Origin of the sequence: Bacillus safensis FO-36b (assembly GCF_000691165.1) — a bacterium.
Taxonomy (GTDB): Bacteria; Bacillota; Bacilli; order Bacillales; family Bacillaceae; genus Bacillus; species Bacillus safensis.
The window spans coordinates 1-10,090 of sequence record NZ_ASJD01000023.1 but is presented as its reverse complement, the minus strand read 5'-3'; the positions used below and the strand labels follow the sequence as shown (position 1 = coordinate 10,090).

Annotated in this window: 11 protein-coding genes and 1 riboswitch; of the genes, 4 read left to right on the top strand and 7 right to left on the bottom strand. The window is 39.8% G+C overall.

Annotated features, from left to right (window positions below):
- Positions 1 to 292 precede the first annotated feature (292 nt).
- Positions 293 to 394: riboswitch (TPP riboswitch) on the top strand.
- A 98-nt stretch (positions 395 to 492) separates the two neighbouring features.
- Both thiT and BA81_RS18835 read left to right on the top strand, forming a co-directional pair.
- Positions 493 to 1,068, top strand: a complete 576-nt coding sequence (gene thiT / locus BA81_RS18840; protein WP_034284310.1) for an energy-coupled thiamine transporter ThiT — start codon at positions 493 to 495, stop codon at positions 1,066 to 1,068.
- A 92-nt stretch (positions 1,069 to 1,160) separates the two neighbouring features.
- On the top strand, positions 1,161 to 1,349 hold the full coding sequence (locus tag BA81_RS18835; RefSeq protein WP_024423229.1) for a hypothetical protein: 189 nt from the start codon (positions 1,161 to 1,163) through the stop codon (positions 1,347 to 1,349).
- Here BA81_RS18835 and BA81_RS18830 read toward each other — a convergent pair.
- The 3 genes from BA81_RS18830 to BA81_RS18820 all read right to left on the bottom strand — a co-directional run bounded on the left by BA81_RS18830 (position 1,309) and on the right by BA81_RS18820 (position 4,095).
- The gene (locus tag BA81_RS18830; protein ID WP_034284309.1) at positions 1,309 to 1,863 is read right to left on the bottom strand and encodes a GNAT family N-acetyltransferase; all 555 of its coding nucleotides are present in this window, start codon (positions 1,861 to 1,863) and stop codon (positions 1,309 to 1,311) included. The genes BA81_RS18835 and BA81_RS18830 overlap by 41 nt on opposite strands.
- A 142-nt stretch (positions 1,864 to 2,005) precedes the next feature.
- The gene (floT, locus tag BA81_RS18825; RefSeq protein WP_034284308.1) at positions 2,006 to 3,553 is read right to left on the bottom strand and encodes a flotillin lipid rafts scaffold protein FloT; all 1,548 of its coding nucleotides are present in this window, start codon (positions 3,551 to 3,553) and stop codon (positions 2,006 to 2,008) included.
- An 11-nt stretch (positions 3,554 to 3,564) separates the two neighbouring features.
- Positions 3,565 to 4,095 (bottom strand): NfeD family membrane protein, encoded by a 531-nt coding sequence (locus BA81_RS18820; protein WP_034284306.1) that lies wholly within the window; start codon positions 4,093 to 4,095, stop codon positions 3,565 to 3,567.
- Between the two features lie 206 nt (positions 4,096 to 4,301).
- Here BA81_RS18820 and BA81_RS18815 point away from each other — a divergent pair, with 206 nt between their 5' ends.
- The gene (locus BA81_RS18815; RefSeq protein WP_024425883.1) at positions 4,302 to 4,781 is read left to right on the top strand and encodes a DinB family protein; all 480 of its coding nucleotides are present in this window, start codon (positions 4,302 to 4,304) and stop codon (positions 4,779 to 4,781) included.
- A gap of 39 nt (positions 4,782 to 4,820) precedes the next feature.
- Here BA81_RS18815 and gbsB read toward each other — a convergent pair whose 3' ends face one another.
- Both gbsB and betB read right to left on the bottom strand, forming a co-directional pair.
- A complete protein-coding gene (gene gbsB / locus BA81_RS18810) occupies positions 4,821 to 6,029 on the bottom strand; it encodes a choline dehydrogenase (RefSeq protein WP_025094230.1) in 1,209 nt (402 codons plus the stop codon).
- Positions 6,030 to 6,056: 27 nt separating this feature from the next.
- Entirely contained in the window at positions 6,057 to 7,526 is a 1,470-nt protein-coding gene (gene betB / locus BA81_RS18805; protein ID WP_034284304.1) for a betaine-aldehyde dehydrogenase, read from the bottom strand.
- 206 nt (positions 7,527 to 7,732) lie between these two features.
- On the opposite strand from betB, the gene gbsR reads away from it, so the two are divergent.
- Positions 7,733 to 8,290: a transcriptional regulator GbsR gene (gene gbsR / locus BA81_RS18800; RefSeq protein ID WP_034284303.1), complete on the top strand. Its 558-nt coding sequence runs from the start codon at positions 7,733 to 7,735 to the stop codon at positions 8,288 to 8,290.
- 325 nt (positions 8,291 to 8,615) lie between these two features.
- Here the strand turns inward: gbsR and BA81_RS18795 are convergent, their stop codons facing one another.
- Together BA81_RS18795 and BA81_RS18790 are read right to left on the bottom strand one after the other, a co-directional pair.
- Complete coding sequence (locus BA81_RS18795) at positions 8,616 to 8,975, bottom strand: hypothetical protein (protein ID WP_034284301.1); 360 nt, start codon at positions 8,973 to 8,975, stop codon at positions 8,616 to 8,618.
- 410 nt (positions 8,976 to 9,385) lie between these two features.
- The coding region (locus BA81_RS18790; protein WP_034284300.1) for a tetratricopeptide repeat protein at positions 9,386 to 10,090 on the bottom strand (705 nt) is incomplete at its 5' end.

The window sequence follows — 10,090 nt, the reverse complement described above, 5'->3', positions numbered from 1 at the left end:
GTCTTGTTTAGTTTTCAAAGATCATCTTCGTCGTCTCTCAGAGGCGACTTTATTAATATAACATTCTATCAAGATAAAGTCAACAACTTTTTTCTTAATGTTATTTATCAACCGCGCTGTTTCAGCGGCGAATACAAATATAACACCTTTTGAAAGAAGAAACAAGTATTTTTTCTAAATAATTTATTTTTCCTTATCTCTTCCTATATATTGATACAAATGCTGATTATCTCGGGAATTATCTATTGTTGATCCTGCAGGTCTTTAGTATATTTATAATAGATTGAAACTAAATAACCGCAGGGGGAGCTTTGTGCTGAGAGTGAACATTCGTTGTTCTGACCCTTTGAACCTGTCAGTTAATACTGAAGTAGGAATGTGGAATCACTTGAATACATACGGTGTATTCAAATCGATATGTTTTTCTATGAATAACATACTCATCCTTACACGGTCTCTCCTTGCTCAATTCATGAAAAAGGAGATTTTTTTATGCAGCAATCAAATCAATTGGTACGACTGATGGAAATCGCGATTATGACTTCACTTGCACTTGTATTAGATTACTTATCAGGTCTCTTTTTAAGAATGCCCAATGGCGGTTCTCTTGCGCTGATTATGATTCCCGTCATTCTCATGTCTATTAGATGGGGAATATCTACCGGATTTATCATCGGTGTGTTAATCGCAGGTCTTCAGCTGATGAATAGCCCGATCATCGCTACACCTGTTCAAGGATTCCTCGATTACTTCGTTGCATCTGTTGTCATTTCTTTAAGCGGCCTGTTTTCTGGACTGATCAAAAAAGCCATTCAGGATCAAAAGCGAAAACAGCAATTCTTCTATATTACCTTAGCTGTTTTTGTTGCTAGTTTATTCAGGTTACTGACGTTCTTTATTTCTGGCGTCGTTTTCTTCTCTCAATATGCACCGAAAGGAACACCAGGATGGGTCTACTCTTTAATTTATAACAGCACATATATGGTTCCTTCATTTATTATTTGCAGTATCGTTCTTTGTATACTCATCCCAAGTGCATCTCGTTTGGTTTTTCCTCATCAAAAATAACCGGCTGATTTCAGCTGGTTATTTTTTTATGCATAATTTGCTGCTCTATGGAATCTATTAATAATAGAAGATTTCATGCTGGAGGTACGACAATGAGCCCTTACTCCATTATGCTGTGCTGCTATATTCTCAGTCTTGCTTATTTTTTGGCAGGTTTCTATGAAGCTTTAAAAATAGCAGGCGTGAAAGGAAAAGTAGAAGCTTCACCGTTTATTTCTTACATGCTGCTTGCTGTGCTCTTCACTTTTTTCTCTCATTATTACTGGAAGCTGACGATTTAATCCGCTGTACATGGTTATTCAATATAGACAGCTCCCATCCATACCCTATTTCATTATGGTTCTCGCCAGCCAGCTCGAACTGGCTGGTAACGACAAAACTAGGTTGAAGTTTTTGATAAAATTGTTTTGCCGAATTTTGCTCAAACACCCATAGCATCAACCTCTGATACCCTTTTTCTATTAAATAATCGACACCTTTAGCAATTAAAGCAATACCCGCACCTGATTTCTGTTTCTGTTGTAATAAATAGATGGCATACAGCTCTCCATCATATGTAGAATAACGTTCGTCACGTTGTTTTCCGAAAGAAGCAAAACCAAATACGCCATCCGCATCTTCTGCGACAAACGTGCCTTCAAGCGATCTTTTTCTCCAGCTCTCTTTCCGATCTTTTATATTTAAACCATCCAAATAATCCTGATTAATAATGCCTTGATAAGTCGTTTGCCAGCTCTTCACATGTATTTCGGCGATTTTAGGAATATCTTGATGTACAGCATGTCTCACCTTCATCCGCACCACTCCTTTTAGTTTTTTACACCCTATCTTCATTATCATAAATTCCTATTACGTAGAATTCAATGGTCTGTATTTCAATGGTTAAAACTTCTTCTATAAAAAATAGACACCTTCTGCTGGAAGGTGTCTTTTGATTTTATTCTTCTATTTGAGTATCAGCGATCTCTTTTTTTCTTGGTTGTTTGATTTCATTGGTTAGTTCTTGAATGCTTTGCTTCACATTTCCTTTGCCGGAAAAGTTCTCAATTATTTCTTTCACATCTATTCCAGAGGATGCTTTCAGGCTTTCTTGCAGACTGGACATGAGGTTTGTGGCATAGCCTGTAACTTTATTGGCACCGCTGCCTTCCCCGTTACCGCCCGTATCCACAACAGTAATTTTATCAATGTTAGAAAGTGGTGCAGATACTTGCTTCGCATATTCAGGTAGCATTTTCACAATCATATCAAGGATCGCTGCCTGACCATACTGTTCGAATGCTTCAGCGATTTTCTCTTTCGCTTCCGCTTCTGCAAGTCCTTTTAGTCTAATGACTTCCGCTTCTGTTTCCCCTTTTGCACGATCAGCTTCCGCTTTGGCAAGCCCATCAATTCGGACTTTCTCAGCTTCTGCTTTTGCCATTGCTTCAATGCTGTATTTCTTCGCATCTGCTTCAGCAAGGCGTTTCGCTTTTTCCGCGGCAGCCGACTGCTCAACAGCATAACGGTCCGCATCTGCTTTCTTTTTCACTTCAGAATCGTATTGACGTTCACGACGCTGAATCTCTTTTTCTTCTAATTCAATTTGTTTCTGACGCTCAATGATTTTGACTTGCATTTCTTGTTCAGTTACGTGCTGACGGTTACGAGCTGTTTCTAGATCGTACGCTTGGTCAGCACTTGCTTTCGCCGTATCCTGTTCACGTCTAAATTCTGCTCTTTTCAGCTCATTGATTTTTTCTGCTTCAGCGATTTCAGTAGCACGCTCAAGCTCAGATTTCTTCGCATCTTTATCTGCTTCGGCACGTTTGATACGTGTTTCTTTATCTGCTTCAGCTGTTGCAATATCTGCATCGCGTTTTACTTGGGCAATTCTTGGTTTACCTAGAGATTCTAAATAGCCATTTTTATCACGAACATCTTTAATCGTAAACGAAACAATGACTAGACCCATTTTCGCTAAATCTTGAGAAGCAACGCGTTGTACTTCTTGTGAAAATTTCTCTCTGTTTTTATAAATCTCTTCAACTGTCATTGACCCTAAGATGGAACGAAGGTGACCTTCTAATACTTCTCTCGCTTCGTTTTCACGGTCTTCTTTTGTTTTCCCTAAAAATTGCTCTGCAGCAGTAGCAATTTCTTCAATCGATCCGCCAATTTTTATGATGGCCGTTCCATCCGCCATGACCGGTACACCTTGTTCGGTATAGACTTCAGGGGTTGAAACATCTAGCTTGCTAGATAGTAAGCTGAGCGGCTCTGCTTGTTGAAAGACTGGAAGTACAAAGGTACCGCCGCCTCTTACAATCTTAATCTTGTTTCCACCTTCATCCACGTGGACATTTTTACTTCCTAGGTAACTTCCTGTAACGATTAATGCTTCATCTGGACCTGCTGTCCGGTATTTAGAAACAAATACACCAATAAGTGCAATAAGAATCACAAGCACAATTCCAATGATCACTAAAATAGTTGTTCCTGGCATAGCATTCCCTCCTAGATTTCTTCATTTGGTATAACAGATAAGACGCCTTTGTTCACTTCGACAACTAGCACACGGGTTCCATATGGAATCTCCTCTTGGTCGAAACTGACAGCTGGCTTTGAGATTTTCCCGCTATTACTGATTAACAGCACTTCTCCAAATCCGTCTTTTGGAACAGATACAATGATCTCCCCAGTTCTTCCTTTTAAATCGGCTTCCGTATAAGAGAGAGATTCTTCAGCAGAGGAAAGCGGGACTAATACAAATACATTCAAACAGGTCACAAGGATCACTGCGAGGATGGCAGATAATACTGCGCCAAGTCCACTTCCTACAATTGCTGTTTTTTCAGAGATAAACCCTCCAGCCGAGAAAAAGGTAAGAAATGCGAGGATCAATGTTGGTTGAAGGAATGGAACAGGGATCGCTTCAAATAATCCATCAAATACATCGCCGAAAAAGACGAAAACAAGTGTCAGGATTCCTGATATCATTAATATGTATAAATACAGCGTCTGAAGAGGCAGCCCGAACACATCCATCTTCCTCATCCTTTCTTCATGAAATGAACATCTTTTGTTTCATTTAGACCTCACCCACCTCCAATGTATTCCTTCTAACAGGTAATACGAACCACTTTTGTAAAGGTTTCATATTTCATCACAATTCTTCAAAGGGATTTTCGGATAGCTCAAGAATGATTGTCATGTACCATTATGTTAAAATTTGATCTTGAGGTGATGAGAAAATGAGTATATTACATGAAGCGAGACAAGAATTGTGGCACGAGCTGCAAGGTTTGAGCGAAGAACAATTGAACCAAAAATTATCTGATGATACTTGGAGTATTCAAGAGGTAGCAGATCATTTAAAGAAAATGGACCTAGTTGCAGCAAAACATCTAGCTGCTGAGGGTAAAAAAGCACCGATTAAAGAATATGAACCAAAGCCGGTAGAAATGGCAGAGGACCGTTCGAAAAAAGCCACTGCGCCTAGTATTGTTGAGCCTGAACGCAAGCATGTAACACCTACACATTTAAAGGATGAGCTCGATACTGCACGTGAGCAGCTCAATCAAATTTTATCCACATTTACTGAGGAAGATTTCAAACGCGTCATTGCACATCCTGTGTTTAAAGAGCTATCCCTTAAGCAATACCTTGATTTTATCGGCGCACACGAAAAACGCCATATTCATCAAATCAAAGAAATTAAAGAACAACTATAGGCATAAAAAAGACTCCCTTTTGGGAGCCTTTTTTCATTGTTACACCGTTTTAGGTGTTAACTCAAAGCAGCGAGCATAAATCCATTTGTACGCTTTTTCGTTTAAATCTCTTGGGTTTCCAACTGTTTGCGGATCTTTCATTGCTTCTTTAGATAAACGATCAATCATATCTTTTGATACACCTTGTTCTTCTAATGAAGGAACTTCTAAATCCTCTACTAAATCATACATCCAGTTCACAGCTGCTTTGGCTGCTTCCTCTGTTGTCATTCTGCTTGTATCAATCCCAAACGCTTGCGCAATTCGAGCGAATTTTTCCGGATACCCTTTCCAGTTATACTCCATCACTGGTCCCATCATCGCTGCAACACACTGACCGTGAGCGACAGGAATAATACCTCCGAGTGTTTGACTCATCGCATGTGCAGCTCCAGCTGATTCACTTCCATAAGAAAGCCCGGCAAGCATCGCAGCTTGTGCCATTCCATATCTTGCTTCTAAGTCCTCGCCATCAGCAAAGGCACGGCGAATATAATGAGCTGCATATTCAATTGCCATGAGCGCTACCGCATCTGTAATCGGCTGAGCAAATTTCATCGTATAGCATTCAATCGCGTGAGCAAGCGCGTCAATTCCAGTCATTGCTGTCACATGAGGCGGCATGGACACATGAAGCTCTGGATCAATGACTGTTAGATGAGCTGCAATGAGAGGTCCACCAGTATTGAATTTGAATTCTCTTTCTTCATCAGTAATGACCGCCCACTGCGTTACCTCTGAACCTGTACCAGCTGTTGTCGGAATAGTGGTTAAAGGAGGGATTCTGTTTTCTAGCGGTTTTTTTCCCTCTGCCGCTTCGTAATCAAGGACTGAGCCTTCATGAGTCGCCTCTACTCCGATTGCCTTTGCTGTATCCATTGAACTGCCGCCGCCTACTGCGACTAATCCATTACAGCCTTCTTTTTCATATAAAGCAGATCCTTCGTTCACTAGACGGACTGGCGGATTTGGCTCTACTTTATCAAATAGAACGACATCGATTTGTGCTTCTTTTAATGAAGCAATTACTGGGTCCACCACGCCGGCTTGATAAATACCAGGGTCTGTTACAAGCAATACCTTTGAAACGCCGTATGCTTTTACTTCTTCCCCAACATGTTTCACTGCACCAATGCCGTGTTTGATAACAGTCGGTATTTCAAATGTGTGGAATTTCTGCATGCTTTCAATTTTCATATTTAGTGTCATAAAGAATCTCCTCCAAATGCTTAATTTTTATTTAAACCAATGAACCGCTTCAGGTTTTGTATTTCGATATAAATGCTTCAGTTCGGTATATTCTTCAAGTCCCGTGCGTCCTAATTCGCGCCCAATGCCTGATTGCTTGTAGCCACCCCAAGGTGCTTGAGCGAAATAAGGATGGAAGTCATTGATCCAAACCGTGCCCAATCTTAATTGTCGAGCCACTCTTTCGGCCTTGCTGATATCAGAAGACCACACAGCTCCTGCTAATCCATAAATCGTATCATTTGCCAGCTTGATGACTTCTTCCTCTGTACGGAAGGATTCGACTGTCAGGACAGGTCCAAAGACTTCTTCCTGTACAATCCGCATATCTGACGTGCAGCCTGAGAAAATGGTCGGCAAGTAGAAGAACCCATTTTGCAGCTCCTCTGCGTCAGGTCTTTTTCCGCCTGTCTCTAACTTAGCGCCTTCTTCTAAACCGATGCTGACGTATTTTTCTACTTTTTTTCGATGCTCAGCTGAGATGAGCGGCCCGCTCTGGGTATCTTCATCAAAGCCGTTGCCTAGCTTGATTTTTTTCGTACGCTTCACCAGTTCTTCTAAAAATTCATCATGAATAGATTCTTCCACCAGCAAACGTGAACCTGCTGAACACACTTGCCCTGCATGGAAAAACACAGCATTCATCGCCTGGTCAACCGCTACGTCTAAATCAGCATCTTGAAACACAATATTCGGATTCTTTCCGCCGAGCTCAAGGGCTATTTTTTTCACATTCCCGCTGGCTCCCTGCATAATTTTCTTCCCTGTTTCAATACCGCCTGTAAATGAAATCAGATCTACTTGATCATTTACAGCAAGCTCATCTCCAACGGTTGCCCCAGGTCCAAGCACTAGGTTTGCAACACCTGCTGGAACGCCCGCTTCTTCCATGAGTTTAAATACTTTTATTGTGGTGAGTGGTGTGATTTCACTTGGCTTTAAAACGATAGTATTTCCCGCCGCAAGTGCAGGAGCGATTTTCCAACTTGCTTGAAGCAATGGATAGTTCCAAGGAGTGATTTGTCCGCATACACCGACAGGCTCTCTGACTAATTCACTTTTCGAGTTTGGAATTGGCGATGCAATGATTTCCCCGCCCTCTTTATCAGCCAGACCTGCGTAATATTGGAACACGTTCGCAATATCGTCCATATCTGCTTTGCTTTCCTCTAATGTTTTGCCTGTATCAAGCGATTCCAATTTGGCTAGTTCATCAAGATCACGTCTAATCAATTCAGCTATCTTAAACACAATATTTCCTCTTTCAAGTCCAGGCATGTTTGCCCAGTCCCCTTGATCGAAGGCTTTTCTCGCTGCTTTAATGGCTAGCTGCGCGTCATTTCTAGATCCTTCGCTGACTGTCGCGATCACTTCTTGATTGAACGGATTGATGATATCCCGTGTGTCGTTACTTTTAGCGCCAACCCATTGTCCGTCTATAAATAGTGTTTGACTCATAGAAGGAACCTCCTCTGATTCTCTTTGGTAAGTTTGTTAAATAAAAATTTAACGTTTTGAACATAATTAACTTATCATGTTCAAATTTTTCTGTCAAAGGGAGATATGCTTCATTTATTTTGACATTTTGTATTCTTTCGTTAACATATAGTCCATAAAGATTTTTTTGAACGGATTGAATTTTCTTAATAGAAAGCAGGGACAAAATGAAAAAGCAGGAAAAGCCGCAAGCAGAAGATCGTATTTTAGCTGCTAAAGATCTAGTCATTGATTCCATAGCTGAAACGATGGATCTCTATGGCATTACAAGAAGTGCAGGTATTCTATATGGAACGATGTATTTAAATGAGGAAATGACACTGGATGAAATGCGTGAAGAGCTGCAAATGAGTAAACCGAGTATGAGCACGGGTGTGAAAAAGCTGCAAGACATGAATATTGTCAAAAAGACGTTTCACCGTGGCCGAAGAAAACACAGCTTTGTTGCGGAAAAAGACTTTTTTAAGTTTTTCACGAACTTCTTTCCGCAAAAATGGGAACGTGAGGTCGAGGTCAATTTAGCGGCAATTGAAGAAGCGCAAGAGCGGCTTCAAGAGGTGTCGCGTGATGATCAGCTGGAGGAACATGTAAGAGAAGAAGCGCAGCAGCTCATTGAGCAGCTTGAAAGCTCAAAAGCCTATTATGACTGGCTGAGACGATTAGCCCATTCTGTTCATTCTGGTGAAATATTTGACTATATTCCGATTGAACAGAAAGAAAAATAGACGATGTGTTTACGTTTTACAGCTTGAATTTCAGAGGAGGATTGATTATAATAAATTATGTCGTCATACCTCGGGGCATTAGCTCAGCTGGGAGAGCGCTACGCTGGCAGAGTGAACGACATCACCCGAAGCAAACAGACGTTCTCTGAAAAAAACTGAATTAATAAGGTTCTATGATGAGCCTTTCTGAATAAATATTTTCATTTCTGAACAAAACTGAAAGGGTTGGTCCCCAATCCGTCCCCATAAAAAACAGACCCCTTAAGGTCTGTTTTTTTAATAAAATTCTTTTAGCCTATCCAAGTTACTCTATATGTCAATTCAACTAGTAAGTAATAGTTACATTATTAATAACTAGCTCTCCTAGTGAAGTTCTATATGAGATCGTAACTTTTCCAGGAGAGACAGCCCGCATCACAGTAAAATTAGGTGATCTTTCTTCCACCTCAATCGCAAAAATATTTCCAGTAATGGTAAATCTACTAGCAGGAAAATTATATGGATAAATGTCTCCAACACGACTTTTGGTATTTATTACAATTGCTTTTGTACTTGCAATAGGTTCTTGGAAAACAGATTCTTTTGATTCTGAAGAAGAGACAGCGCTAGTGTTTTCTGGACTAAATAATGATAGAGTACTAAATACAGCAAGAGACATTGTAATTACTTTGAATGATTTTTTCATTGACTAGAACAATCCTTTCACAATAGATTCACACAACCAAATTATAACATATTATATATTTATTTGTAATAACTGAATTTAAACCGACTTTTCAACGTACTATTTATATTATGAAACGTTCACATCAGAGCTAAAGCGTAGATGATCTGAGAAGCCACAGATAAGATGAGTAGATGATCCATACAGCGGTTAAGAATCTTATATCTCGAAAAGAGCTTGTTTGGAATAAGGAGAACAAGGAATGGCGGTTTAAATAAAAAAGAAGCCCCGAAAAGGGCTTTTTTTAATGGAATTTATCATAACCGATACTTGATGTGTGTCCTCTAATAGCTTCATCATGGTTTTGTGAAAAGGCGAAATAACCAAGCGTGCTCAAAGTGCCAATAATGATGAGGGTTGCTACTACTGACTTAAATTTCATAAAGGCAATCGCTCCTTTTAATTAATTGTTGGAAGTAAAGAACCTTCTCATAGAAGTTCGACGCCTTGTCTTTATCTCCTACTGTTTTATATCTCCTTGCTGCATCTTTCGATAATTCTTCAAGAATTGCATACATTCCTCTTTCGGTTAAATACTCGGTATCACTCAAGACCTTATCATAATCACCTTTGACATAAAGCGCCTTGTAAAAAGTGAATACTTTAAGCATTACGTCATCATTTAATTTTTCAGCCAATTCTATGCCCTGGTTGAGAGCGTATACGCCTAGATCGTTTTCATGAGATTGAAAATATGACCTTACAAGCATACTTAAAGGATCGAGTATTCTGTTAAAATGCTCATATCCTCGCTCTTTAAAAGCATTGATTGAATCATTTAAATATTTGATTGCGGCAGCTATTTCATCATTGTGGAAATAACTTAAAGCCAAATTATACAGCGCTGATCCTATCAATCTTTTGGTGTCGCTTTCCGTTGCTCTTTCTAGTGCGTGATTAAAATGAGGCTTTGCTTTTTCGGGGCAACCCATATCAATATAGTTTAATCCAATGACAAAGGAACATTGTATCTGTCTAACAGTATAAGTTTCTTTTTCTCGATAACATTCTATTGCTTGGGCTATATGGTGCATGGACATGTGGTTTTGTTTCATGTGGTAATAGATTTCAGCCAT